A 26,356-nucleotide genomic window follows, 5' to 3' on the forward strand; every position below is an offset into this window, starting at 1 on the left:
TGATTATGAACCATTCCTAATTAAAATTAGGAAGCCTCCATCGGACCGATGGGGTAAAACTTAATTGCAGATGAATAAGAAAATTATTATTGGTTTGTTGACTTGTGCTTCATTGGCTTATGGCTGCCAGTCTTCATCAACTCAAAGTAAACAAGCAGCGACCTTGGCTGACTCTACCTCCAACCAAGCTTTTGATAGCCAGATTGATGGTAAAGAAGTTAAACTATTCCAGCTCAAGAATAACAGACTCGCTATTACATTGACAAATTATGGCGCACGCCTGGTAAGTTTAAAAGTGCCAGATAAAGACGGTAAATTGACTGATGTGATTTTGGGCTATGATTCGGCCAAAGAATACAAGGATAACTATAATAATTTTTACGGTGCAATTGTAGGGCGTTATGGGAATCGGATTGGCAAAGCGTCATTTAAACTGAATGGAGAGGTTTATTCTTTAGAAAAGAATGATGGCGAGAATTCACTTCATGGCGGTACCAATGGCGTTTACAATAAAGTGTGGGATGTCGTCGGTAGCACTTCGACATCAATCACATTAGCCTATACCTCACCTGATAAAGAAGCTGGTTATCCGGGAACGGTCAAGATGGAGGTTACCTATACCCTGGAGGACAATGGTGCTTTGGCCATAGCCTATCAGGCGACAACAGATAAAGAGACGGTCTTAAATCTGACCAACCATGCTTATTTTAACCTCAATGGGGCCGGAGATTCTTCTATTTTGGATCATGAACTTCAAATTGATGCAAAGGCAATTACCGAAGTTGACAATACCTTGATTCCAACTGGAAAGAGTTTGCCCGTAGCGGGCACAGCATTCGATTTTACAAAACCTACACGTATTGGCGCTCGTATTGAAGATGAAAATGCACAACTGAAGATCGGAAAAGGCTATGACCATAATTTTGAACTAAACAAGAAGGATGGTTTTCAGAAGATCGCACAGGTGTATGCTGCTAAAACGGGTATTGAAATGGACATCTACACAACCGAACCTGGTTTACAGTTTTACAGTGGTAATTTTATGAAGGATTCGGACCCTAAAGGGAAAGAAGGAAAAGTGTATCCATTCCGTTCTGCTTTCTGTTTGGAGACACAACATTTTCCAGATGCACCAAATCACCCCAATTTTGCATCAACGGTGTTAAAACCTGGAGAAAAATATAGTTCAAAAACAACCTACCAATTCAGTGTGAAATAATAAAATCTATATGATGAAGCTAAGATTAAAATTAGGCGTTGTTTTTACGTTGGCCACTGGATTACTGTATGGACAGAGTAGTGTAAGATTAGAAACGCCGCAGCAGGAGCAGATTATAAGTCGACATATCTATGGACATTTTGCCGAGCACTTGGGACGCTGTATTTATGATGGATTTTATGTCGGGGAGAAAAATGACTCAATTCCCCACGCCGATGGCGTCCGGAAAGATGTTATCGAAGCCCTTAAGAATTTGAACATTCCCAATTTACGTTGGCCGGGTGGATGTTTTGCCGATACATATCATTGGAAGGATGGAGTTGGGCCCAAAGCGCAGCGTCCTGCTATCGTAAACAACTGGTGGGGTGGCGTGACAGAGGATAATTCTTTTGGTACACACGATTTTCTCAACATGTGTGAATTGCTTGGAGCGGAACCTTATCTGGCGGGTAATGTGGGTAGCGGTGAGGTACAGGAGCTTGCCGACTGGGTACAGTATGTGAATTTTAAAGGAGAAAGCCCCATGTCGGATTGGCGACGAAAAAATGGTCGGCAGGAACCTTGGAAGGTAAAATTCTGGGGCGTAGGAAATGAAGCCTGGGGCTGTGGTGGAAATATGACCGCCGATTACTATACCGACATTTATCGCAAATACGCCACTTTTATGTCGGATTGGACCAATGGAAGTGGTTTGTATCGGATAGCATCAGGAGCCAATAGTGCAGATTACAATTGGACGGAGACACTCATGAAGAAAATTCCGAGCGGTTTGATGAAAGGTATGGGACTTCATCACTATGCAGTGATCAACTGGGATAATAAGGGCTCTGCGACCCAATATTCGGAGGAGGAGTATTTTAAAACCATGAAATCAGCTTGGTTTATGAATGAGCTCGTGGAAAAGAATATCGCCATTATGGACAAATACGATCCGAAAGGACTTGTGGATCTGATCGTAGACGAATGGGGGGGCTGGTATGCGGTAGAGCCTGGTACGAATCCGGGTTTTCTCTATCAACAAAATACCATGCGTGATGCCATGATTGCAGGAATGACACTCAATATCTTTAACAATCATGCTCGTCGAGTGAAGATGGCCAATCTAGCGCAGGCTGTGAATGTATTGCAGGCGGTTATTCTAACAGAAGGAAAGAATATGATTTTGACCCCGACTTATCATGTGATGGAAATGTATAAGGTACATCAGGATGCTAAGTTAATTCCTGTTTCCCTTCAATCAACGGATTTTGAATTTAACCAGGAAAAAATTCCGGCCGTTTCGGTTTCAGCGTCACAAGACAAGCAGGGCCGTACTCATATCTCCTTGGTAAATATTGATCCGAAAAAGAATAATAAGGTACGTGTGGATCTCGGTTCAGTGAAAGCTGCAAAAATTTCAGGTCGAATTCTTACCGCGGAGAATCTACGCGATTATAATTCCTTCAAGAAACCCACAACAATTAAACCTGTTGTGTACAATAAGGCAAAGGTAGTGAATGGTGCCATTGAAGTGGACATTCCGGCATTTTCAGTTATTGTATTGGAATTAATATAACAGCCAATTTTGATAGGGTGTCATGTCGTGCTACCCTATTTATGCTGTTAGAGCTGGTGTAAAAACCTGAAATGATAAATTATTGTTGAACAAATACATATAGGGATGAAAAGAGTAGTGTCAATACTGTTACTGTTAGCGAGCTTGGGCTCTTCAGCAATGGCACAGTCACCGATAACATTAAATATAGCATTGGATAAACCTACAGGCAAAATATCGCCACATATGTGGGGTGTCTTTTTTGAAGATATCAATCTTGGTGCCGACGGGGGAATCTATGCTGAATTGGTAAAGAATAGATCATTTGAATTTGATCAGCCTTGGATGGGCTGGAAAAAGCTCGAAAATGGCTCTGAGGGAACCTACCTGCTGCTAAATGATAGCAAACGTAAAGGGAATAAACGTTATTTAAGGATAAACAATGCGACTAATTTGAAATTAGGGCTACAAAATGAAGGCTTTAGAGGAATGGGGGTGAAAGCGGGGGCAGCATATGAGTTCTCTGTACAATATCAAAGTGCAGCTAAGGGGATGAAAATCCATGTTGAGCTGCTCGATCAACAGAATAAGGTTATTGGTGCAGCTGAACTTCCACTTGAACCCGTCGGATCATGGTCTGAAGCTGCAGTCAAATTTCCTGTCAACCAAACGACAGATAAAGCCAAGTTAAATGTTTGGTTTACAGGGGCGGGTACGTTAGACGTAGATATGCTTTCGTTATTTCCAATAGACACCTGGAAAGGAAGACCGAAGGGTTTACGTAAAGATATGGTTCAGATGCTTGCCGATATGAAACCCGGCTTTATCCGTTTTCCTGGAGGCTGTATTGTTGAAGGGAAAGATTTGGCTAATCGCTTTCAATGGAAGAAAACTGTTGGACCAATAACAGAAAGGGAATTGATTATCAACCGCTGGAATACCGAGTTTAGCCATCGGCTGACACCTGATTATTTTCAGACCTTCGGTTTAGGATTTTATGAATACTTTTTACTGGCAGAAGATATTGGAGCATCTCCGGTGCCAATTCTCAATTGCGGTATGGCCTGCCAATTTAATACCGGTGAAGTGGTACCCTTAGATGAGTTAGATACATATGTTCAAGACGCTTTGGATCTGATTGAATTTGCCAATGGCACAACAGCTACAAAATGGGGAAAATTACGAGCGGATATGGGGCATCCTGAGCCTTTCCACCTCAGCATGTTGGGCGTTGGAAATGAAAATTGGGGCCCGCAATATATCGAGCGGTTAACCGTCTTCAAGAAAGCGTTAAACGAGAAACATCCGGAGATCAAAATTATCGCCAGTTCGGGTACCGATCCCGAAGGAGATCGTTTTGACTTCTTAGATGATCAACTGCGGGCGATGAATATCGATATCATTGATGAACATTATTACCGCCCACCATCCTGGTTTCTGTCGAGCGCCAATCGTTATGATAATTACCCTAGAAATGGGGTGAAAATCTTCGCAGGGGAATACGCTTCGCATACCACACGACCAAACGGTCCTGGCAAAAGTACCTGGGAGGCGGCCCTCTCGGAAGCCGCTTTCATGACGGGCCTGGAACGAAATGGCGACGTAGTGGAAATGGCATCTTACGCGCCATTATTCGGTCATGTCGAAGGCTGGCAGTGGTCACCTGATTTAATTTGGGTGGATAACTTGCAGGTATATGGAACACCGAGCTACCAAGTGCAAAAATTATATGCGACCAATAAAGGGACAAGCATTGTTCCGATCAAACGGGATGGTGAATTCGTAGCGGGCAAAGATAGCCTATATGCTTCTGCAGTATTTGATGCCGTTGCGCAACAGCTTATCGTGAAAGTCGTCAATTACAACAGTAAGCCGATGAAAGTGAACCTCGACATAGATTCGAAGAAAAAGCCTGCTGCGACAGCAGAGAAAATCACGTTGGCCAACGCCAACCTAAACCTGAGTAACAGTATTGAGGAACCATTGAACATCCGTCCAAAACAAAATACGGTAACTTATAAGGGAAAGACGATTGTTGAAACATTTGAACCCTATTCCTTGACCTTGATAAAATTGACCGTGAAATAAGATGAATATCCGTAGACTCTTTTTTACTCCCCTGATTCTATTTGCACATAACGTGTTTGCACAGGTAAAGGAATCGGATCTGGCGGCTTACCTGATGGTTTACTTTAAGGATGAAAGCCATGGTCTGTATGTTGCTGTCAGTCAGGATGGCTATGCTTTCACCGATATCAATAAAGGAAAACCGATCATTGCTGGCGATAGCATTGCACAGCAGAAAGGTATTCGGGATCCCTATATCATGCGCGGAAAAGATGGTTATTTTTATATGGTCATGACGGATTTACATATCTACGGACAAAAGCAAGGTTATAGAAATACGGAATGGGAGCGGGACGGAGTCGCATTTGGATGGGGTAACAACCGGGGTATTGTCTTAATGAAATCACTTGATTTAATTCACTGGAACCATACGGAGCTCTACTTGGAGAAAGCCTTTCAAGGTTGGGAAAATGTAGGCTCCTTCTGGGCTCCCGAACTCATCTATGATGATATCGCCCCATAATTTTGGCTTCAGTGAAACAACAGATTTTAAAAATTTTGTTGATCTGGGACACTTTAATGCAGGTAAAATGAAATCCACTAATTTCACTTCGCCTAAACATGGCGCTGTCATCCCAATAACAAAACAAGAGTTGGAGCGATTAGCGAAGCATTGGCAGTTTGATTTGTCTTTGCCAAAAAAATAGAAGCTTTTAGAACAGATCTTCGTAACTTATTGCCTTTATATGGCAATAAGTTACTTAACCAAATAAATTGCTGGTGAATTTCAGCTTAATACCGAGTTGAAAATTATTGATTGTTTTGAATATTTCTTTAATTGTCGCCTTTTCAATATTTGTCAAACTATCTATAGGTACGTAATTGTTGGGCGCCAGTTTAGCGATACGGATCTGGTTAGCCTGATTTTTTAGGCGGATCGACATCAGGTAATAATAAGATTGATTTAATTCCTCGTACTGTTCTTGTGTGAAGATGCCCAACTCAAGAAGCTGTTTTAGCCTACCACCTGTATTTTCCTCATAAATTCTGTTTTTCAGCGCGTAAACCCGGACTAAGTCAACAATGGGCGTCATCGCTTTCTTGATATTGAAGACTTCAGAAGAACCTATTGTTTGCGTTTTTATCGCTTTGAAAAATGTGAGCGGCGGTTCATATTGCAACGCATTCTTTGCAATGAACGTAAAAAAACGCTCGTTGGGTTTTTGTAGCTCAATATTGAGAAATTCTTTGAGTTGATCAATAATACCCTGGTCACCATATAATCGCCTACAGTCGAAGAAGGTCGAAAATTTAATCGCATTCTCGGGGATACTTTCTTCAATCCATTTTTTGTAATTTTTCTTCCAATGTGACAGCGAATGTGTCCATTCGGGATTACTGGCCATATACCCACCGGTACAGTAGCTAAAACCAATTGTATTGAGATGATCCGATACGCGACTGGCAAAGTTAAGGAAATACGTGCGTACAAGCTCACGTTGTTCGTTTGCTTTATCTTCGTAAATAATTGCATTATCCTGGTCGGTCATTAGCGTCTGTTCTTTCCTTCCTTCGCTACCCGTTACCATAAACACAAATTTTGCAGGCGGTTCGCCCATTTCTCCGATCACTTTTTCAATTACTTTAAGTGCAATACTGTCGGCAACGGTGGTAATAACTTGGTTCGCAATCTCGGCATTTACACCCCTACCGAGCAATTGGTGAATAATCTCAGGAACATTATTCCATTTTTCACGCAATTCATCCAATGTTTCTGCAAGTTTAACCGATTGAATAAATACGAGGGGCGACTGCCCTTGTTCACTCAATAACCGATTTCGGCTAAGGAAGCCAATATAATGGCCTGCCTGCTCAACAAGAAGATATCTTGATTTCGTACGGAACATCATCAGTACAGCCTCGTAAAGATAAGCCTGATCCGAAATACTGACAATAGGATTATCCATTACCTGAGCAATAGATTGTGTTGCCGGAATCTGCTGGGCCACGACATTGTCTCTTAAGGTAATATCTGTCGCATAGCCAAGAATATGCTCCCCTTTTTTGATAAATATGCAGCTTACCTTGTGTTTCGCCATGGTTTGCGCAGCCTCAAAGATTGGGGTATCCGGTGTACAGGAAACGATATCTTTGTAGGTGATGTGTTCAATTTTACGCGAATAAAGTTGGTCTGCAGCAAAATAACTTTCCTCGAAGGAGGCTGGCGACTTAACAAAATGAGAAAACTCCTCATCTAACATTCTTTTTCCAAAGGAATTGGTGAAAAAATGGAAAAACTCTTCATTCGCATTACAGAGCTCAATAAAGTCTTTTCGGGGTAAACGATAAATGATCGTACCTTTTTTGGCAATGACGGACTTGAGTGCTTTCGTTCGGTTTAATAAGACCGATATTCCACCAAAACAATACGGTTTATGGTGTATCTCGACCAATCGTTTATTATCGGAAACATCCAGAAAGAATGTTTCATATTCACCTTCGAGGATTAAATCAACACCGTCCATATCGGTAATATTCTGCCGATAAACTAAGGTGTCTTTGGAGAAACGATGTTCATTGAATCTGTCGACAATACTCAATTGTAGGGTTTCGGGCAGAATTTGAAATGGCTGCGTAGATTTCAGCAGGGGTAGGATCGCGTTGGAGTTTTTCATGGAAGTCACATTAACAGATGTTCTCGAATTCAGCTTGCTGATTTTGTATGTCCTGCTCGGATAATTCATCTCTTCGAATCATTTCAAAATAGCATTTAGCAGTAATTTCAGCATCTTTTTCAGCATTGTGCATTTCTGTGGCTGGACTCGCAAATAGAGTCTCATGCAGCGATGAAAGCGGGAGATGCACCATATTCGGATTCCGAACGTATTTTTTGCTATGCAACAAGGTGCAGAAATAAGCTAAGTTATGAAATGGAATAGCCAAGTTGGATCGATAGAATTCGGCCGCTAATACCTGCAGGTCGAATGAAAGAAAATGTCCGATAAGCTGGGGCTTATATTTTTTGATGTCATGACTGAATTTCCGTAATACTTCTTTTTTCTTCTCACCATATTTCATTAGAAAGGGCGGTGTCAATCCATGAATCTGTTCTGATGCAGGACTGATTGGTATTAACGGCTCATAAATATATTTATTGGTTCGTTTAACTTCATGTTGCTCTTCGTCATAAATGATCCAAGCCAGTTGCAAGATGTGGGGCCAATTATCACCGTCCATGTAACTCTTGTTCCACTTTTTCGGTAAACCAGATGTTTCCGTATCTAAGAATAGCAAATATTTTTTCAATGAATTGTCGGTAATTAATAATTAAAAGTAATCAAAATTTGTTGCAGGATAGCGGGCCATATCGAAATAATTTAGCTATAGCGTAACTATTTTGTCGTTACAACATAACAGTACATAACAGTTCCTTTTCTGAAATCATTTACTTTAGATATCTAATACCTAAATACATAGATAATGAATGCTGTTTTCGGAGTAATCTTCCACTTTATAGGCGGTTTTGCGTCTGGAAGTTTTTATGTGCCCTATAAAAAGGTGAAAGGTTGGTCTTGGGAATCCATGTGGATTTTGGGCGGACTTTTTTCGTGGATCATTATACCTCCTATCGCAGCAATGCTCACGATACCCAATTTTATGGAGATTATTAAAGAGACCGATCTATCCATTTTGAGTTATACCTTTTTGTTTGGTATGCTTTGGGGGATAGGCGGTCTGACTTACGGTCTTGGTGTCCGTTACCTTGGCGTATCGTTGGGAAGTAGTATTATTTTGGGACTCAGCATGGTGTTTGGATCCTTGATGCCTAGTATTTATTATTTTTTCAATCGGGCCGAGGGTAAACACGGTATCGATTATTTCTTTACGACACAGCCGGGTGTTTGTATTCTCATTGGACTGTTGGTCTGCTTGGTCGGAGTCTATCTATGTGGCAAGGCTGGTATGTCCAAAGAAAAGCATCTTTCAACATTATCAGCAGAAAGTAAATCTGATTACAACTTCGGCTTAGGTATCGTCGTGGCGATCGTTTCAGGTATACTAAGTGCCTGTTTCAATTTTGGTATAGAGTCTGGGAAACCCATGGCGGATGTAAGCAATGCGGTATGGAAGGCCGCTAACCCCAATCAAGGAGAGTTTCTCTATCAAAATAATGTAACCTATATCGTAATTCTGTGGGGCGGCTTTATGACAAATTTTATTTGGTGTCTTTATCTGCTCGTCAAGAATAAGTCTTTTAAAGATTATACGAAACCAGCAGTGCCGAAGTTGCGGAATTTTCTTTTATGTGCTTCAGCAGGGACAACCTGGTATCTCCAATTTTTCTTTTACGGTATGGGGGAAAGCCGACTGGGCAATGGCGCAAGTTCCTGGATATTACATATGGCTTTCATCATTCTTATTTCAAATGCCTGGGGCGTTGTATTAAAAGAATGGCGAGGGGTGGACCGTGTAACCTATCGTTCCATTATTGCTGGAATTATCACAATTATCATTTCCATTTGCATAGTAGGCTTTGCAAGGACATTAGAAAATTAATACTTAAACAATATAGAAGAGGTGAAAATGTATAAACATGTCAATTACTTATGGGACGATGAGAAAGCACGTACACTAGACGGTGATGAAGTGGCTTTATTATTATATCGTTCGAATATTTTAGGCGCGGATCTAAGAATCACAAATTATGGTGGCGGTAACACCTCCTGCAAAGTTTTTGAAAAAGATCCATTGACCGGAGAGGATGTGGAAGTGATGTGGATAAAGGGCTCAGGAGGAGATATTGGGACGCTTAAGAAATCGGGGTTGGCAGCACTGTATCTTCAACGGCTGCGCAGTTTAGCGCATGTTTATCAAGGCTTGGAGCATGAAGATGAGATGGTTGAACTATTTAACCACTGTATTTACGATCTGGATTCTAAAGCACCATCTATTGATACACCATTACATGGGTTTTTACCATTTAAACATATTGATCATTTACATCCCGATGCTGCTATTGCTATTGCCGCTGCAAAAGATGGGAAGAAGATTACACAAGAATTGTTTAATGGGGCGATCGGCTGGGTAGATTGGCAGCGACCGGGATTTGATCTTGGCCTTAAGTTAAGAGCCTGTTTAGCAGAAAACCCGGGTATTCGGGGTATTATGTTGGGATCACATGGCTTGTTTACATGGGGAGACACCGCACATGAATGTTATGTGAATTCATTGGATGTAATCGAAGCTTGCGCGGAATATCTTGAGCAAAACTATGGTAAAAAAGCACCTGTATTCGGTGGTCAGCAAGTAACTAGCCTGAGCAAGGAAGAAAGAACTGCACAAGCAGCTAAACTTGCGCCGGTTTTAAGAGGTTTCTGTTCTAGTGAGCGTCACATGATCGGACACTTTACAGATGATGAACGTGTATTGGAATTTATAAATTCAAACGATTTACAACGCTTAGCTCCGCTTGGTACCAGCTGCCCGGACCACTTCTTAAGAACTAAAATCCAACCGTTAGTACTAAATTTGGATAAATCAGAAGATTTGGATAATGTTGAAGAGCTAAAAGCGAAATTGGCGCCATTGTTCGAAGCATACCGTGAAATGTATGCACAATATTATGAAAATTGCAAGCATGAAAACAGTCCAGCTGTACGCGATAAAAACCCGGTGATTGTTTTATATCCAGGTGTTGGTATGTTTGCGTTTGCGAAAGACAAACAAACTGCACGTGTAGCGGCAGAATTCTACACCAATGCGATTAACGTAATGAAAGGAGCGGAAGCTGTAAGTGAATATACGGCCTTGCCTCGTCAGGAAGCTTTCGATATCGAATATTGGTTACTTGAGGAGGCTAAATTGCAGCGTATGCCGAAACCAAAAGCACTTTCCGGAAAGATTGCTTTGGTCACTGGAAGCGGTGGCGGAATCGGAAAAGCCATTGCCAAGAAAATGGCACAGGAAGGGGCAGTGGTTGTGCTTAACGATATTAACGCTGAACGTTTGGCGGAATGCGAACAAGAATTCGTGGCACAATTTGGCCAAGATGCAGTGATCTCCGTCCTACTGGATGTGACCGAGGAAGTACAGATCCAAGAAGCCTTGTATAAAACTGTTTTAGCATTTGGCGGGATAGATATCATAGTGAATAATGCCGGATTGTCGATTTCTAAATCTATCGAGGACCATACCCAAAAAGATTGGGACCTATTGTATGATGTATTGGTTAAAGGACAATTTTTGGTCACCCAAGCGATCACGCCAATTTTAAAGGGGCAGAACATCGGTGGTGATATCTTGAATATAGTCAGCAAAAATGCGCTTGTCAGTGGTCCGAATAATGTCGGTTATGGAAGCGCGAAAGGTGCACAATTGCACTTAAGTAGATTATGCGCCGCGGAGCTTGGACCATTCAAAATTCGTGTCAATGTTGTTAACCCCGATGCAGTGATTTCCGATAGCAATATTTGGGCTGGCGGATGGGCAGAGGGACGCGCAAAGGCATATGGTATTCAGATCGAGGAACTGCCTACATTTTATGCTAAACGGACCTTGTTGAATGAAGTGATTCTACCGGAGGATATTGCAAATGCCTGTTTTTGTTTTGTGGGTGGTTTGCTCTCGAAATCTACAGGTAATATACTCAATGTAGACGGTGGCGTAGCAATGGCATTTGTGCGCTAATTTCGCTATCTTCGGTATTGTGTTTTCAATAGATCGAGAAACCACAATACCCTATTTTAATAAACCGAAAACAGTACTATTATGATTTTAGACAAGTGTGCTATCGCGGCACATAATGACCAGTTGCAGGCGAGGCATCAGCGAGCCTTTGATTTTGTTTCTCACGAGATTGTACAAACAGAAGAGATTGTAGAAAAACTACAGCAATTCCAGATTGCTATCCCTAGTTGGGCATTGGGTACAGGTGGAACGCGCTTTGGCCGTTTCTCTGGTGCCGGTGAACCGGCAACACTGGAGCAGAAAATTGCAGATGTAGGCTTGCTGCATGCATTGAATGGATCGAGTGATGCTATTTCATTGCATATTCCCTGGGATATTCCTAAAGATGCTGAAGCATTGAAGCAGTATGCAGCAACCTTTGGAATTCACTTTGATGCGATGAATTCAAATACATTTCAAGATCAGGTCGGGCAGGAGCACAGCTATAAATTTGGGTCTTTGCATCACGTTGATCCACGCGTCCGTCAACAGGCGATAGACCATAATATAGAAGTAATCGACTTTGGAAAACAGTTGGGGTCAACGTGCTTGTCGGTATGGCTGGCTGACGGTTCATCATTCCCTGGGCAGCTTAATTTTAGACAGGCCTTTGAAAATACCCTTGCCAGCCTACAGGAAATCTATGCGCATCTACTACCCGTAGACTGGAGCCTGTTTATAGAGTATAAGGCATTTGAACCTTATTTCTATTCGACGACCATTGGCGATTGGGGACAGTCTTTACTTTTAGCAAATAAGCTGGGACCACAGGCTTTTACCTTGGTGGATTTAGGGCATCATCTACCGAATACAAACATCGAGCAAATCGTATCGCTGCTGTTGATGGAAGGGAAATTGGGCGGCTTTCATTTCAATGATAGCAAATATGGAGACGACGATCTGACGGCCGGTTGTATGAAACCTTATCAATTGTTTTTGATATTCAGTGAATTGATCGATGGGATGGATGCGCGGGGAATGGCTCATGAATCGGCTTTAGGCTGGATGATCGATGCTTCACATAATCTGAAAGACCCATTAGTTGATTTATTACAATCGGTAGAAGCAATTAAAATAGCCTATGCGCAGGCCTTGCTTATCGATCGGAAATCGCTTCGCGATGCGCAAGCTCAAAACGATGTGGTAGCTGCCCAGGAGATTTTGCAACAGGCATTTCGAACCGATGTAAGACCATTGCTTGCTGAGGCGAGACGACGCATCGGTGCGGCATTGGATCCAATAGGGCTCTTTAGAGAACAGGCGTTACGAGATAGATTGGTGGGGGAAAGAGGAAAAAATAGCGTCGCTACAGGCCTCTAAAAGATACACGACATGGAAAACAAAAGTATACCTGTCGTAGCCGTATTTGATGTTGGAAAAACGAATAAAAAACTTCTTTTATTTGATAAAAACTATAGCGTGCTATGGGAACGATCTGCTCGATTTTTAGAAACTGTCGATGAAGATGGGGATCCTTGTGAAAATCTTGAAAGCCTTCGTCTGTCGATTTTTGATGCCTTGCATGAAGTACTCCGGCGGGACGAATTTGATATTCAGGCAATCAATTTTGCAGCCTATGGGGCTAGCTTGGTTTACATTGATGCACAGGGTAAACCTTTGACTCCCTTATACAACTATCTCAAGGATTTTCCTGCGGATATACAGCAACAGTTATATGATGCGTATGGAGGTGTTGTCGCATTTTCATTGGCAACGGCATCACCATCATTGGGTAGTCTGAATTCGGGCTTACAGCTCTTGCGTCTGAAGCGTGAAAAACCTGATTTATTTGGGCAACTTGCCTATGCGGTACACTTACCTCAATATTTAAGCTTTTTGGTTTCAGGCAAGCTGTGTACAGATTTGACTAGCATCGGCTGCCATACTGCACTTTGGGACTTCAAACAACACCATTATCATCAATGGGTAGAAGACGAGGGCCTCGTTGGAGCTTTCCCGCCAATTGTTTCGGGAGATGCAGCCTTTAAAAGTACGTTTCTAGGTAAGTCATATTGGGTTGGAACGGGTTTACATGATAGTTCCGCGGCACTTATTCCTTATCTAATGAGTAATAAAGAACCCTTTGTTTTAATTTCTACAGGCACTTGGTGCATTTCATTAAACCCATTTGCGTCGATCGATTTGACAATAGAGGAGCTGCAGCAGGATTGTTTGTTCTATCTTTCCTATCGCGGTACTCCCGTAAAAGCCTCCCGTTTATTTGCAGGGTATGAACATGAAATTCAATCAAAGCGTATTGCCGATTTCTTTGCGGTGACCACGGCCAAATTTAGAACGCTTGAAATCGACTGGGACATTATCGCGGCTTTGACAGCGCTTGATCTTCCGAACGCGATAGATTTGAAATCTTTTGAAGCCATTGACCTGCATCGTTATCCAGATTATCAAACCGCTTACCACAGCTTAGTCTGGTGTCTTGTCAAGGCACAGGTAGCCGCCACCCAACTTGTTCTTTGCTGTACACAGACTGCACGGATATTTGTCGATGGTGGATTTAGTCGAAATCAGATTTATATGAGTTTGATTGCACGTGAATTTCCAGCTATGGAGGTGTTTGCTGCAGCGATGCCGCAAGCAACAGCTTTGGGTGCCGCACTGTTGATGCATCAGCATTGGAACACAGCAGAGATCCCACAAAACTTGGTGGAATTAAAATTATTTAGGCCACATACTGTTTCGTAAATGATTTTAGAACAGGATAGTACGGTACAGCTGTTCAGTTTGTTTTCTATTACTTCGATATAGAATTATAAACAAATTAAACCAAATTAAATTAAACCTCTAATCAGAATGGAAAGTAAATTAAAACATTACTCATTAATTCTTTGCGTGGCAATGATGATGGGAATGCCGTTTGCGTTAGTTGCTCAGGTGACCAAGACTATACAGGGTCATGTGGTGGGTAGCAAGAGCGGGCGACCTATCGCTGGAGCTTCGATTAAAGAAGTCGGTGGTAAAAATGCTAGTTCAACAAATGAAAATGGTGATTTTACCCTTTCTGTCGCGAGCAACAAAGTTGTTCTTTCAATCCAATATGTAGGGTACATTGCAAAAAATATGGAAGGGACTGTGGGGATCCCACTTCGTGTTGAACTGCAGGAGGACAACACTGTGCTGGATGAAGTTGTTGTCGTTGCTTATGGTGCGACGAAAAAAAAGGATCTGACGGGATCCGTATCCACAATCGACAATAAAGCATTGAATATGCAGTCAAATTCGACGGTCAGTAGGGCCTTGGAAGGGGCTGCACCCGGTATTCAGGTGTCGGCAGTGGATGGACAGCCCGGTATCGACATGGGAATTCGTGTGCGTGGTATAGGATCGGCGAGTCAGAATACCTCAAACGCTCTGGTCGTCATTGATGGTGTTCCCGCACAAAATGATAATCCGCTCGCTACCTTAAATCCAAAAGATATCCAGAGTGTTTCTATCTTGAAGGATGCGGCATCGACGGCCCTATACGGCGCTAGAGGTGCCAATGGTGTCGTCTTGGTGACAACAAAAAAAGGCGTGTCCGGGCAGCCCCGCATTTCATTTGAAGGAAAGCTCGGCGTCAATCAGGTGGGACCGTATCAATTCGATAAAATTTCCAATCCGAAGGATATTTATGAATTCGCCTGGCTCTCTGTGTACAACTCTGTACGCTATGGAGTGGATGGTACCGGTATTTCAAAAAGATATACAACAAATGTGCAGAATCCAAATATGTCGCACGAACAGGCAGCCGAATTTGCCAGTTCGCACCTATTTGACTACATCGGGTCTACGACTAAATTTCAACGAAACAGCTTAGGTAACTGGATGTTGTATGATGTGCCGGGAGCGGTCTATACACCCTCAGGCACAGGAGCTGATGCGAGTTCAACCATGAGTGGCGCATACCTCGTCAATACAGATGGTAAATTGAATCCTGGAGCTCGCCTGTTATACAGCGACAGATATGATGATTATCTACTGGAGAATAGATTACGACAAGATTATGATCTATCGGCCTCCGGTGGTAACGATAAAGTAAATTATTTCCTTTCAGGTGGATACTTGGAAGACCCATCTTATATTCGGGGATCTTCCTTCAAACGCTATAATGGACGTGCCAATTTTGATGCGCAATTGAATGCCTGGCTAAAATTGGGTGCTAATATTGGCTACTCCAATCGGACCACACAATCGCCGGCGACACGCTTCGGCCGTAATCCCGGTAGTTCTACAGCCAATGTTTTCCGGTTTATCAATGGACAGAATCCGCTGGTGCAGCTCTACGCACGCGATAAAAATGGCGCCCTGATTGATGACAATGGGAAAAATAAAGTCCATGTACTTGCCGGAGATACCTACTCTCCACTGGGGTTAACATCGGCTGCACTATCTTCTACCAATGTTTTGACGGTGCTGGACAATGATTTGGATCAACGTGTCTCGGATGATTGGACAACACGGGTCTATGGGCAGGCCAAATTCCTGAAAGACTTTACGTTTACAGCAAATGTCTCGATGGACAAGTTTAATGAGATGCGTACACGTTACTGGAACAGCGAATCGGGACAGGCAGCAGGCATTGGAGCCTTTGGTAAGACCGCATCCAATACAACGATTTTAAACCTGCAACAATTACTGAATTATGCGAAAACAATAGGTTTACACAATATAGAGGCGCTTTTAGGGCATGAATATGATTCATTCAAGAACGAGCAGCTCAACTACCGATCATCTTATGCATTGATTGATGATTTTGCATCTTATATCAACTTTGTCGGACGTTATGACGGTGGAACATTCCCAAATCCGGGGGGCGGTGAGGATAAACGTACCATGGAAAGTTATTTTTCCCGGGTCAATTACAACTACAACGACAGGTACTTTTTTCAAGGATCTGTCCGTCGGGATGGCTCGTCAAAATTCAAGTTGAAAGATAAACGCTGGGGTACGTTTTGGTCCGTTGGTGGCGGTTGGCGTATCGACAGTGAGCAATTTATGGAAAGTAGCAAAGGCTGGCTCGACCTCCTAAAAATACGCGGCAGTTATGGTGTAATCGGTAATCAGAATGGAATATCCAACTATTCGGGATACCAAACATGGAGTTACGCCGCCACGTATACACAGACGACAAATGGAACGGGTATTCCTGCAAATATCACCTTAAATCAAAATGCATATGTCAATGACCAATTAACCTGGGAAAACATACATACATTAGATGGTGGTATTGATTTTAGCTTCTTTGGACGAGTACGTGGATCACTCGATTATTATAACCGCGTCACGGTAAATGCCATCTGGAATCAGCCTATTGCCATATCCAAAGGACAGTCTTCCATTGCGACGAACTCCGCAAAAATCGGAAATAAAGGTTTTGAAATCGACCTATCAGTAGACATCATCAAGAAACCCGATTTCAACTGGACAGTATCGACAAACGGAACACATTATACCACTAAGCTGAAAGCTGTACCAAATGGTGTCGGTTCAGATGCTTTGGGAGGAAATTGGACCGCAGGTACCGATGCTTGGGCTGCCGCGGGAACAAGTGCTGTGGCAAATATTACCTATTTACGTGGAGTCAACAAAGATTTCTTTAACCTCTATATGTTGAAATATGGCGGTGTGGACCAAAATACGGGTTTACCACTTTACTATCATCAGATTAGCAAAGCCGATGTTGACGCAGGTACTTATCCCGGATATAAAGAGGGCGAAAGTATAACAACCACAGACTATTCAAAAGCTAGCCGCTACGAAATGGGGAGCGCGTTACCTAAATGGATAGGCGGATTTAGTACTTCCTTACGTTACAAGAATTTTGATCTGTATTTGGCATTGGCTTATCAATTGGGCGGAAAGTTTTTTAGTACGGAGTACGGAAATAATTTGTATGTAAGTGAAGATCCTGGAAAAGCGCTTTCATCGGAACTCATCGGTAATACCTGGACACCGAACAACACAGGTGCAAAATTCCCTATGGTGATGTATGGTAATACCTATGGCAATGGTGCAACGACAGGAAGCTGGCTCTACAGTGATTTGGGCTTATTCAGTGCTTCCTATCTCAATTTTAAAAATGTGACGATAGGTTATACTTTGCCAGAAAGTATCTTGTCAAAAATGAAAATCAAGCGGCTTCGGATATTCGCTTCTGGTGATAACCTTTTTATGAAAACAGCCCATTCAGGAATAGATCCACGTCAGTCTCTTGTTGGTGGATTTGAAGTGGCGGCATATTCTTATCCGACCATGAGAACATTCTCCGGTGGTGTAAGTTTGGAATTTTAATGTTTAAAAAATCAGTTATGAAAAAGATATTTTTATGTGCATTGGCGGTGACATTATTGTTTTCTTGTAGTAAGGAATTGGACATTGCACCCCCAAATAGTATCACGGATGAACAGATCCGGAAACTACTCGAAAGTGGTGATGAGAAGAAAATTCAGGCTGTATTGGGCGGTATGGCGAACAATATGCCTAAACTGGTCAACTTTGGGGCATTATCATCCGAGTCACGTTATGGAAGCAACCAGGGATTTGATGTGATGCGGAACCTCGAAGGCAATGATATTGTATTCGGCAATAGATTGCTTAATATATTTGGCTCCGACGAGTATAATCTGCTGGATTTTATTTCAGATGCTTCAGACAAGAATACCCCGTATTGGAATTATGCCTGGAATATGGTCAATACAGCAAATAAAATGCTGAACTACCTTAATCCAGAGACTGTCGGGACGAATAAAAAATTACAGGAATACAAAGGCCGCGGACTGATATTGCGTGCCTACGCCTATAATTACCTGATGGAAAACTATCAAAATGCTTACCAGCAGGGAGGAAAAGCAAAATTAGGTATGCCGCTTTATGATACCTATTCCCCGGTTCAGGAAAGCAAGGCCCGATCTACTGCGGATGAGACCTATGCTTTTATCAAAAACGATATCAATGAAGCGATTCGGCTTTTTAAAGAAGCGGGAATTGGCTATACAACTGACCCATCCGATTTTGATCTTGGTGTAGCCTACTTTATGCAGGCAAAAGTGTCGTTATGGACGGGTGACTGGAACACGACGATAAGCGCCAGCAACGAAATACTGACCAAGTATCCAACGTTAATGAGCCAGGCAACCTATGGTGCCACGAATAAAGGAACCCAGACGGCGCCTGAAATGAGACCCGAGCAAAATGGTTTTCTCAATATTACCATTAACCCCGAAGTGATGTTTGGTTTTGCGCTTGGAGAAGCCGTTACCGTACACAATTGGTGGATGAATCCTTTCGCCGAAGGAAACGGCGGAATTGGACAAGGTTTCCAGCGGATTGACAATCGGCTGTATGCCAAAATTGATAACCGGGACTATCGAATAGGTTGCTTTATGGCAGCGGATTGGGGGGATTATACTTACCCGACCAATGGTGATAAACGAACGATTCCGATGTATACCAATCTTAAGTTTGCCGCTACCCATGGCTTGGGAAGTGACGATAAGAAGAATGTGGGACGGGTGAGCTGTTATTATATGCGCAGTTCGGAAGTATTACTGATGAAAGCTGAAGCACAGGCACAGAATAAAGATGACCAAAGTGCAAAACAAACGTTAAACACCTTGCTAGCTGCACGAACGAAAGCCGGACAGGCCACATTGACCTGTGATAACTATACTTCCATGCAGGGTTTATCGACCTTGGAGATGGTGCAATTTCAAACGCGATTGGAGCTCTGGGGTGAGGGCGGACGTGAATTCTATAACAATAAACGCTGGAACATTGCGGTGGGCCGTGCTGGCTCAGCCACACATGTCGATAAATCAACTTATCCTGTTAGTAAAATGACGCTACAGATACCTTTGGATGAGATGTTATATAATAATAAGATGGTTCAGAATTAAACGAACCAACAGATTTAATGATTTCATTTCGCTAAGTACCAGGAAGGATAGTAATCGTCCTTGCTGGTACTTCCTCAAAAATACAGGATAGTTCAGGATACAACTGTAGCTGATCTTGTGTATTTTCAAGTACTATAGATTACTTCGACAAAACCTAAAATTTAATGATATGAAGAACCAATTGACTGAAGAACAGATAGCCTTTTACCAAGAAAATGGTTACATCGTTATAGAAGATTTTTTAAATCCCGAGGAGCTTGAAAGCTGGCGTACAATTGTATTTGAAGCTGTAGAGCAGCGCGCAGGTCAGAAAATGCCCGGAAAGGAAGCCAAAGTTGGCGAAGATGATGGTATCAATAAGGATGCAGACTACTTTGGAAAAGTGTTTGATCAATTGTTAAACCTTTGGCAGACCAGTGAACAGGTGAAGGAGCTGATGGTCGATCAGCGGATTGGAGAAATGGCAGCAAAGCTGGCCGGTGTTGACGGTATCCGTATTTGGCATGACCAAGCCCTATTTAAACGCCCATTTGCGAATCCTACTGCTTGGCATCTGGATACACCTTTTTGGTCATTTGCCGATCGAAACGCACTTTCCATATGGATTGCACTCGATGACTCCACACTGGAAAATGGTTGCATGTATTTTGTTCCGCAATCGTATAAGCAAACCGGATTTGAGAATTTGGGTATCGGAAAAAATATGGGGACAATTTTCGAACACTATCCCGAGCTTGCACGGGTAAATCCGGTGGCTACACCGCTCAAAGCCGGAAGTTGTACTTTCCATAATGGATTGACAATTCATGGGGCAGGACCTAACATGACCAACGGGTTTAGGAGAGCTATGACCTGTGCTTACATGCCTGACGGAAATGTATTCAATGGACAAGCGAATATTTTACCGGAAGATTACCGCGCAACTTTAGCGGTAGGGGATCTCTTGAATAATGACGAACAGAATCCGCTAATCTACCATGCGGGATGGTAAAACTTGACTTTTTTTATCCGCGCTGGGGAAATGAGCATGTTGCATGGGAAGATTTTCTGGATCGTGTAGTGAAGGCTGGTTATGTAGGGGTCGAATGGTTTCCTTTTGGCGAAGATATCGAGCCGGAGAAGGTCGTAAAATTGTTGCAGCAGTATAAGCTCAGCTACACGATTGTTACCTGTGTTCAAAAAAAGGTGAACTCACTCAGCGCGTACTTCGCCCTGTTGGAAGAGCAGTTGAACTACTATGGCATGCTTGCGGAAACTTATTTCGCTCCACTTTTTATATCGGTGCAAATGGGTCGGGAATATTTCTCGTCCGACGATGTGCTAGCAGGACTACAACTTTGTGCCCGTATTGAAACACAATATGGAATCGAAATCTTGCAGGAAACTCACCGTAATAAATGGAGTTATGGACTGCATACCGTGGCGCCGATGGCGGAGTTATTTCCACAGTTGAAACTAACTTTAGATATCTCACATTGGTATTGTGTTTCGGAGAGTTTTCTTGAAGATCGACAGGAGGAAGTGAACCGCCTGTTGCCCCATGTAAAACATGTGCATGCCCGTGTTGGACATAGCCAGGGATCCCAGGTACCTGATGTCCGAAAAAAAATCTATCGGGATATTGTCGCCACACACTGTGCTGTCTGGCAACGCTGGATAGACCTCAATAAACCCGATGCGCGGCTGACCATGACGACTGAATTTGGTCCGCCACCGTATCTCATTCCCTCAGGGAATCAAGTGCTCGATTGTGAGCGCCAATGGAAACAAAACTTATGGATGAAAAACTACCTATCAAGGCACCTTATAACCTAATTTCAGCATGATGAAGCGAAGAATATTTTTACAGCAAAGCAGTTTATTGGGGGCCTCCTTCTTATTTGCTAAGCATTTAAATGCATTTGGCAAGGAATCGGTTGATATGGAAAGCTATTATACACTGTTTCAAAATCCGTCGACCACACAAAGACCTTTTGTGCGCTGGTGGTGGAATGGAAATAAAGTCAATAAAAATGAACTGCTCCGCGAACTGAAGCTTTTAAAGGATGCCGGAATAGGTGGAGTGGAAATCAATCCCATTTCCTTTCCGAAGCGTACCGACGATATGGGTATTCCATCATTAAAATGGCTGAGCAAAGAATGGGTAGAGATGGTGCAGTATACAGCCAATGAAGCAAAAAAGATGGGTATGACCACCGATCTCATCGTTGGGTCCGGCTGGCCCTTTGGTTCGGAAGATCTCCGGGAAGATGAAACCGCTCAGGTAGTTCTGGTACATTGTGAACCTATCGAGGGACCTACAACCTATGTTGTCCGACCCTACCATGTTTTTAATATGATAGACCCTGCAGTAACGGATAAAAATCCATTGCGCAATCCCGAAATCCTCGCCATCAAATTGGTTAAAGATCCGATGCTTTCTATCGATGATGCGGTTGATTATGCGGCAGAAATTGGTAAGGATAAAATTGAAATCCCTGTTCCTCCGGGAAAGCATATCCTCTATTTCTTGGTGAAATTTAAAGCTTTTGCCTCCGTCATCAATGGCGCCCCGGGCGCAGCGGGCTCCATACTCAATCACATGGATAAGGCGACCGTGTCTCGCTACCTGGAGCGCATGGCTACACAAATGCAACAGCAGATAGGACCATTAAAAAACTATGTGCGGGCATTGTTTACCGACAGTATGGAGCTCGAAGGTTGTAATTGGTGTGATGACTTTGCCGTTGAGTTTCAGCGCCGTCGTGGTTATGATATTATGCCTTATTTGCCTTTTATCTTATTTAAGGTCGGGCGCTTGGGAGCTGTGGTCGACGAAAACTATGGTGCAAAGAAAGGAGCGGAGCTTACCGAGATTCTAAACCGTGTACGTTTTGATTATGAATATACCAAAGCCTGTTTATTGAAGGAACGTTTTACGGATACCTATGTTAATTGGTGTCGTTCGCTAGGGGTGAAATCGCGCGCGCAGGCCTATGGAAGAGGTTTTTTTCCATTGGAAAGCAGCTTGGACTACGATATTCCGGAAGGGGAATCGTGGACAACAAATTATTTGCGCCATAAGCTGGGTGAAGAGATGCCTGATGAAGACTATCGTCGGGGACGTGGTTATACCATGATCGATAAATATGTCTCCTCCGCAGCACATCTGAAAGGGAAACGGCTTGTAAGCTGTGAGGAGATGACCAATACGTACCTTGTTTTTAATACGCAGCTCGAATTGTTAAAGCTGGGATCGGATCAGAGTGCAATGACGGGGATTACACATTCTGTTTGGCATGGATTTAATTATTCGCCCTTAGAAGCTCCTTTTCCTGGGTGGATTCAATATGGCTCTTTTTATAATGAACGCAACAACTGGTGGCCCTATTTTAACTATTTAAATAATTACAAAGCCCGCCTTTCATCGCAGCTGCAGCAGGGCGATTACTTCGCTGATATGGCCATTTTACCCGCCAATTATGATCTCTGGACGGAGAACGGCGTGCAAACGGATCCCTTTCCTGAGAAATTGAATGTCCCCTATACCTCCTTACTCTGGGAAGCTATCAGCAAAAATGGTGGGAATGCAGATTATATAACGGAGATGATACTGCAGGATTGTAAGGTAGAGCATGGAAATCTATGTTATGGCAAAAGAAAATATAGCGTGCTTTTTTTGCCCGGTATCAAACGGATGTCGCCGAAGTCAATGGCTCGCCTCCTTGAGTTTGTTCAATCCGGTGGGCGTGTTGTGGCAATTGAAACGTTACCACAGATGAGCTTGGGATTGCAAGATCAGGTAAAAAATGATGCCGAAGTGCAAGCTATACTGCGTAAGCTGCAATCCTATCCAGATCGATTTATTGCCACGTCTAAACCTGAGGACAATAACTTTATGGACTGGTACCATTTGGCCATGCAGCGGTTCAGGTTACCCCATTACCTGCATATCGATCAGCCTAACCGTTATGTGATGCAGATGCGTTCTATTCGGGATGATGGTAGTGAATGCTATTTTATCCAGAATGCGCACCGGGCGAATAGTGCAAGACTAAACATCTCTTTTATTGCTCCCGAAATCAGAAAGAAAACATGCTGGCTATGGGATCTGGATACGGGCAGACGTTCTCGGGTAATCTTGGATCGTGAAAATAGTCTGCTACTGGATATGGGGCCTACAGATGCTTTTCTTTTTGTATTTGACAACCATCGGGAAGGAACGGTTTGGCAGCCTTTGGCAACCACTGGAAGCCATTTCCTGGATTTGAGTACCCAGTGGAAAGTGGAATTAAAACATAAACAGGAAGGTACATCCCAACAACTGGTACTACCGCGGCTGATGGACTTTAAAGAGGATGAACAATTGATGTGGTTTTCAGGAACAGCAATCTATCAGCGTTCATTTAACTGGTCTGCAGCAGGGCAATGCCTGTTGAATCTTGGAAAGGTAGCGGGAGTTTCTGAGGTTTTTGTCAATGGCCAATCACTTGGTGTAAAATGGTATGGAAGGCGGATTTACGACCTCGCTACCGTGTTAAAAAATGGGGAGAACCAGATCGAAGTGCATATTACGACCACCATGGGAAACTATTTGAAAACGTTGAAGGATAATGAAAATGCGCAATATTGGGTCAATAGAAAAGGTCGGGAGCAGGAAATACAATCTATGGGCCTGATCGGTCCAGTCACTTTATATACAAGCTAAATCATGAAAATATTACCTATTTTTCTTTTCATCATCCAGGCTTTAACAGTCAGGCTGGTCGCAGCGCAGGATTATCAAGCTGTAGATTTTGGTATTCGCGGTGATGGTGAAGCACTGAATACACGGTCTATCCAGGCCGCCATTGATTATATTACAGCCAAAGGTGGTGGAAAGCTCATCTTTACTCCAGGCAACTACATCACGGGATCTTTTTATCTGAAGTCCAATGTGACCTTACAACTGGATCAGGGAGCAAATCTCTTGGGCTCCAACAATCCTTTTGATTACCATAAAGATACCGTCGTCAACTGGCAGTCGATGATCTACGCGATTCGACAACACAACATTGGTATTATCGGCAAAGGAACGATCAATGGCCGCGGTTTTCAGACGGCAATGAATGCCGTTCAAAATGTGCATAAGGGAATTGTGCAGGATGAACTTAAATTAGATCGACTGCGGGAGTGGAACCGCCCCGAAAATATTTACTTCCGGGAGTGTAAAAATGTACTGATTAAGGATATTACCTTACGTGATCCCGGTAGTTGGAATCAGACCTACGACCAATGTGAAGACCTCCATGTGGAAGGTATTTATGTAGACAGTAAGTCGTATTGGAATAATGACGGCATCGATGTGGTAGACTGTAAGAATGTCGTGATCCGGAATTGCTATTTCGATGCGGCTGATGATGCCATCTGCTTTAAGTCACACGATGCGAATGCAGTCTGTGAGAATGTGCTGGTCGAAAACTGTACGGCGCGCTCCAGTGCCAGTGCCCTAAAATTTGGGACAGTCTCCCGCGGTGGTTTCCGAAATTTTGTTGTCAGGAACCTCGTAGTCTATGATACATATCGATCAGCAATCACTTTTGCTGCCGTAGATGGTGGATTCGTCGAAAATATCCTGGTGGACGGTGTCAAAAGTATCAATACCGGTAATGTCATTTTCTTGCGTATTGGCGATCGCTGGAGCAAGGGAAAGAAACCGTTTATGAAAGATATAACGATTCGCAATGTATATGCAGAGGTACCCGCCAATAAACCCGATTTGGGATATAGTTATGAGGGACCCGTAGAAGATATGCCCCGGAATATTTCTCCGGCAAGCATCATCGGCTTACCTGATCATAAGATCGAAAATGTTACGCTGGAGAATATAGAGATCGTTTATCCCGGAGGTGGAAATCCGTTATATGCTTACCGCGGGATTGATCCTAAGTCATTGGATGGTATTCCCGAAATGGCTAATGCTTATCCAGAATTTTCACAGTTTAAAGAGTTGCCAGCTTGGGGATTATATATCCGTCATGCCAAACAGATCAATTTAAAAAATGTGACTTTCCGTATTAAAGGTGCAGATTACAGGCCTACGATTGTTGCCGATGACCTCACTGGGGGCGCCTGGGATTTTAAATCCTATTTGGATGGAGATCGGTTAAAGGACAGTTTCCATTTATATCAAACAAAAGATGTCAAAATTAATTAGACAGCGTAACATGAAGAAGTATCTATTTTTGATCGTGTTATGGGCGAGCTGCTTCAAGCTGTTTGCTCAGGACTATAATGCATCGCTTTTCGGTTGTAAGTCCGATGGTGTAACCAATAATATGGGATCTATACAGTATGCCATTGATTATATTGCCAAAAAAGGCGGCGGTAAACTACATTTTTATGTCGGACGTTATCTGACGGGGACATTTAGTTTAAAATCCAATGTATCCATCGAACTGCATGAGGGCGCTGTGTTGGTTGGCAGCAGCAACATATTTGATTACAGCCTTCAGGATGGCAAGAGAGCTCTCATTGTTGCAGTCGGTCAATCTAATATTCAGATTGGTGGGAAAGGCGTCATTGATGGGCAGCAGTCTTTATTGCGTAGCCAGGTCGCAGCGCTAAGACAGAAAGGAAACATTGATCTATCTGAAAAAGTGGAAGACATTAGCCTAATTTATTTGAAAGCTTCTAGAAATATCCAGATCAACGGCATAATGGAATTGAACCTGCTCGGAGCAGCACAATTTATTGATCAGTGTGCGGATGTTACCCTAAGCGCATTGGACATAAATAGTCCGGGCAGCATTGGTGTGTATGTCAGCAATTCCAAAACGGTGCGTCTGTCCAATGTTTTCTTTCAAGCCATTGGCAAGGCATTGGTTGAATCGGAGGGGAGTCAGCAGGTCATCAAAGAAAATAGCCGGTTGGCTAATGGTAAAACATTATAAATGGGAT

General features: G+C 42.9%; 17 protein-coding genes. 15 read left to right on the forward strand and 2 right to left on the reverse strand.

The window, feature by feature from the left end; all coding sequences use genetic code 11:
* Positions 1-70 precede the first annotated feature (70 nt).
* The 4 genes from AACH28_RS18415 (at position 71) to AACH28_RS18430 (ending at position 5,343) form a co-directional block, all read left to right on the forward strand.
* The gene (locus AACH28_RS18415) at positions 71-1,219 is read left to right on the forward strand and encodes an aldose epimerase family protein (RefSeq protein WP_341831188.1); all 1,149 of its coding nucleotides are present in this window, start codon (positions 71-73) and stop codon (positions 1,217-1,219) included.
* Between the two features lie 10 nt (positions 1,220-1,229).
* Positions 1,230-2,774 carry an alpha-L-arabinofuranosidase C-terminal domain-containing protein gene (locus tag AACH28_RS18420; protein WP_341831189.1) on the forward strand — a complete coding sequence of 515 codons (1,545 nt, stop codon included), beginning with the start codon at positions 1,230-1,232 and terminating at the stop codon, positions 2,772-2,774.
* Between the two features lie 105 nt (positions 2,775-2,879).
* Positions 2,880-4,841 carry an alpha-L-arabinofuranosidase C-terminal domain-containing protein gene (locus AACH28_RS18425; RefSeq protein ID WP_341831190.1) on the forward strand — a complete coding sequence of 654 codons (1,962 nt, stop codon included), beginning with the start codon at positions 2,880-2,882 and terminating at the stop codon, positions 4,839-4,841.
* Between the two features lies 1 nt (position 4,842).
* On the forward strand, positions 4,843-5,343 hold the full coding sequence (locus tag AACH28_RS18430; RefSeq protein ID WP_341831191.1) for a hypothetical protein: 501 nt from the start codon (positions 4,843-4,845) through the stop codon (positions 5,341-5,343).
* 238 nt (positions 5,344-5,581) lie between these two features.
* On the opposite strand, the gene AACH28_RS18435 is transcribed toward AACH28_RS18430, so the two are convergent.
* Positions 5,582-7,495, reverse strand: a complete 1,914-nt coding sequence (locus AACH28_RS18435) for a DUF294 nucleotidyltransferase-like domain-containing protein (RefSeq protein WP_336835283.1) — start codon at positions 7,493-7,495, stop codon at positions 5,582-5,584.
* Positions 7,496-7,505: 10 nt separating this feature from the next.
* On the reverse strand, positions 7,506-8,126 hold the full coding sequence (locus tag AACH28_RS18440; protein ID WP_336830271.1) for a 3'-5' exonuclease: 621 nt from the start codon (positions 8,124-8,126) through the stop codon (positions 7,506-7,508).
* Positions 8,127-8,300: 174 nt separating this feature from the next.
* Between AACH28_RS18440 and rhaT the strand changes: the two genes are divergently transcribed.
* From rhaT to AACH28_RS18495, 11 genes are all read left to right on the forward strand, one after another.
* Complete coding sequence (rhaT, locus tag AACH28_RS18445) at positions 8,301-9,377, forward strand: L-rhamnose/proton symporter RhaT (protein ID WP_286852069.1); 1,077 nt, start codon at positions 8,301-8,303, stop codon at positions 9,375-9,377.
* 27 nt (positions 9,378-9,404) lie between these two features.
* Complete coding sequence (locus tag AACH28_RS18450) at positions 9,405-11,507, forward strand: bifunctional aldolase/short-chain dehydrogenase (protein WP_341833130.1); 2,103 nt, start codon at positions 9,405-9,407, stop codon at positions 11,505-11,507.
* A gap of 81 nt (positions 11,508-11,588) precedes the next feature.
* Positions 11,589-12,866, forward strand: a complete 1,278-nt coding sequence (locus tag AACH28_RS18455) for a TIM barrel protein (RefSeq protein WP_341831192.1) — start codon at positions 11,589-11,591, stop codon at positions 12,864-12,866.
* 12 nt (positions 12,867-12,878) lie between these two features.
* On the forward strand, positions 12,879-14,249 hold the full coding sequence (locus AACH28_RS18460; RefSeq protein ID WP_286852063.1) for an FGGY-family carbohydrate kinase: 1,371 nt from the start codon (positions 12,879-12,881) through the stop codon (positions 14,247-14,249).
* Positions 14,250-14,357: 108 nt separating this feature from the next.
* Positions 14,358-17,834 carry a SusC/RagA family TonB-linked outer membrane protein gene (locus AACH28_RS18465; protein WP_341831193.1) on the forward strand — a complete coding sequence of 1,159 codons (3,477 nt, stop codon included), beginning with the start codon at positions 14,358-14,360 and terminating at the stop codon, positions 17,832-17,834.
* Between the two features lie 17 nt (positions 17,835-17,851).
* Positions 17,852-19,438 carry a RagB/SusD family nutrient uptake outer membrane protein gene (locus AACH28_RS18470; RefSeq protein WP_341831194.1) on the forward strand — a complete coding sequence of 529 codons (1,587 nt, stop codon included), beginning with the start codon at positions 17,852-17,854 and terminating at the stop codon, positions 19,436-19,438.
* 169 nt (positions 19,439-19,607) lie between these two features.
* On the forward strand, positions 19,608-20,429 hold the full coding sequence (locus tag AACH28_RS18475) for a phytanoyl-CoA dioxygenase family protein (RefSeq protein ID WP_201667145.1): 822 nt from the start codon (positions 19,608-19,610) through the stop codon (positions 20,427-20,429).
* Between the two features lie 194 nt (positions 20,430-20,623).
* Complete coding sequence (locus AACH28_RS18480) at positions 20,624-21,253, forward strand: sugar phosphate isomerase/epimerase (RefSeq protein ID WP_341831195.1); 630 nt, start codon at positions 20,624-20,626, stop codon at positions 21,251-21,253.
* Positions 21,254-21,260: 7 nt separating this feature from the next.
* Positions 21,261-24,125: a glycosyl hydrolase gene (locus AACH28_RS18485; protein ID WP_341831196.1), complete on the forward strand. Its 2,865-nt coding sequence runs from the start codon at positions 21,261-21,263 to the stop codon at positions 24,123-24,125.
* Positions 24,126-24,128: 3 nt separating this feature from the next.
* Positions 24,129-25,613 carry a glycosyl hydrolase family 28 protein gene (locus AACH28_RS18490; protein WP_341831197.1) on the forward strand — a complete coding sequence of 495 codons (1,485 nt, stop codon included), beginning with the start codon at positions 24,129-24,131 and terminating at the stop codon, positions 25,611-25,613.
* On the forward strand, positions 25,597-26,349 hold the full coding sequence (locus AACH28_RS18495; RefSeq protein ID WP_341831198.1) for a glycosyl hydrolase family 28 protein: 753 nt from the start codon (positions 25,597-25,599) through the stop codon (positions 26,347-26,349). Before AACH28_RS18490 ends, AACH28_RS18495 begins: the two co-directional genes overlap by 17 nt.
* Positions 26,350-26,356 lie beyond the last annotated feature (7 nt).

The organism is Sphingobacterium thalpophilum (assembly GCF_038396785.1).
GTDB lineage: Bacteria > Bacteroidota > Bacteroidia > Sphingobacteriales > Sphingobacteriaceae > Sphingobacterium > Sphingobacterium thalpophilum_A.

Coding starts and splice junctions, on each gene's coding strand:
- AACH28_RS18490 (WP_341831197.1), top strand. CDS start 24,129: ATGAAAATATTACCTATTTTTCTTTTCATCATCCAGGCTTTAACAGTC.
- AACH28_RS18465 (WP_341831193.1), top strand. CDS start 14,358: ATGGAAAGTAAATTAAAACATTACTCATTAATTCTTTGCGTGGCAATG.
- AACH28_RS18470 (WP_341831194.1), top strand. CDS start 17,852: ATGAAAAAGATATTTTTATGTGCATTGGCGGTGACATTATTGTTTTCT.
- AACH28_RS18430 (WP_341831191.1), top strand. CDS start 4,843: ATGAATATCCGTAGACTCTTTTTTACTCCCCTGATTCTATTTGCACAT.
- rhaT (WP_286852069.1), top strand. CDS start 8,301: ATGAATGCTGTTTTCGGAGTAATCTTCCACTTTATAGGCGGTTTTGCG.
- AACH28_RS18415 (WP_341831188.1), top strand. CDS start 71: ATGAATAAGAAAATTATTATTGGTTTGTTGACTTGTGCTTCATTGGCT.
- AACH28_RS18455 (WP_341831192.1), top strand. CDS start 11,589: ATGATTTTAGACAAGTGTGCTATCGCGGCACATAATGACCAGTTGCAG.
- AACH28_RS18475 (WP_201667145.1), top strand. CDS start 19,608: ATGAAGAACCAATTGACTGAAGAACAGATAGCCTTTTACCAAGAAAAT.
- AACH28_RS18425 (WP_341831190.1), top strand. CDS start 2,880: ATGAAAAGAGTAGTGTCAATACTGTTACTGTTAGCGAGCTTGGGCTCT.
- AACH28_RS18450 (WP_341833130.1), top strand. CDS start 9,405: ATGTATAAACATGTCAATTACTTATGGGACGATGAGAAAGCACGTACA.
- AACH28_RS18460 (WP_286852063.1), top strand. CDS start 12,879: ATGGAAAACAAAAGTATACCTGTCGTAGCCGTATTTGATGTTGGAAAA.
- AACH28_RS18435 (WP_336835283.1), bottom strand. CDS start 7,495: ATGAAAAACTCCAACGCGATCCTACCCCTGCTGAAATCTACGCAGCCA.
- AACH28_RS18420 (WP_341831189.1), top strand. CDS start 1,230: ATGATGAAGCTAAGATTAAAATTAGGCGTTGTTTTTACGTTGGCCACT.
- AACH28_RS18495 (WP_341831198.1), top strand. CDS start 25,597: ATGTCAAAATTAATTAGACAGCGTAACATGAAGAAGTATCTATTTTTG.
- AACH28_RS18485 (WP_341831196.1), top strand. CDS start 21,261: ATGATGAAGCGAAGAATATTTTTACAGCAAAGCAGTTTATTGGGGGCC.